The 1,152-nt window shown below is 58.0% G+C and carries 1 protein-coding gene; it reads right to left on the bottom strand.

Translation table 11 applies throughout. The features are described 5' to 3' along the window. Positions 1 to 78: 78 nt before the first annotated feature. Positions 79 to 1,152: IS110 family RNA-guided transposase (locus tag Q363_RS31735; protein ID WP_211256474.1), on the bottom strand; the 1,074-nt coding region annotated here is incomplete at its 5' end.

A 1,152-nucleotide genomic window follows, 5' to 3' on the forward strand; every position in this document is an offset into this window, starting at 1 on the left:
CGCCCAGCCCGTCATCTGCGGGACCTGGCAGCCTGCGCACCGAATGATCCTGATGTTTTGTATTCCCAGGCAGGTTTTTTACGCTGCCACGGTGCCTCCAAGTTGCTCGGCGGGCACAAAGTCCTGTTTTCTGCGCTCGACGGCGAGCATGTAGGCAACCATCTTCCTGGCTACGGCGAGCGTTGCCCTGTTCTTGTTTCCCCTCTTTTGTTCCCGCTCATAAACCAGTGCCAGCTCATGGTTGTATCGAGGAGCCAGTTTCGCGGCCTCCACCAGCGTCTGCTGAATGTGCTTGTTCCTCTGCTTGGAGATGGGCATTCGAATTAGCTTGTCGGCAGAGCTCCTCTCTGCGCTGCAGAGTCCGCAATAGCTGATGGCCTGCTTGACCGACTGGAAGCGTGAGACATCGCCGATCTCAAGAGCCCAGGTCAGTGCAGTGATTGGCCCGACCCCAGGAATCGTCCTCAACCGCTTCAGCCGTTCGGCCAGCAGCGGATCTCGTTCCAGCGAACTGACCAGGGCATAGTCCAACCGCTGCGATCGAACGATCGTCTCCCGGCTCAGCTTCAACAACGGTCGGATACTCTCGTCAACCTCTTCGTTGCCCGACATCAGCTCCGTGAAGTAACTCAGCTTATGCAGCCGCTGCTTGTTATAGCTCACCCCGGTTTCCATCAGCAGCCCCGAAATGCGGTTCTTCATCTGCACCATCTGCTTCAGCACAAGGTTCCGGTAACGCAGTGTCCGGCGCCGGTCCCGGATCGCGGTGGAAGTCATGTGGCACTCCGGCAGAAAATCGCAGCGCAGGCAGTCGGCAATCTTGCCGGCATCGATCTTGTCGTTCTTCTTCTTCGCCGCGGCGATCGCCCGCAGCATCAGCGGATGTGCCACCTTCACCTTTTCCGCATGCGGAAGCAGGTGATCGTAGATCCACCCGGTGAAAATCGTCGCTTCCATGGCGATCGTCCGGGGTTGGGGAAGGGTCTTGATCCAGGCGTCCAGCTCGCGGCGAGTGGAACCGATCTTCCCTTCCTGATGCACGTGACCAGCCGCGTCTTTCACGCAATAGCTGATCGTCCTCTTGTGAACATCCAGTCCGATGTAATACATATCGTCTCTCAAGGAGCCTCCGGGGTAGTTCTCTGAATCAGC

It is taken from the genome of Edaphobacter aggregans DSM 19364, from assembly GCF_000745965.1.
GTDB classification, from domain to species: domain Bacteria; phylum Acidobacteriota; class Terriglobia; order Terriglobales; family Acidobacteriaceae; genus Edaphobacter; species Edaphobacter aggregans.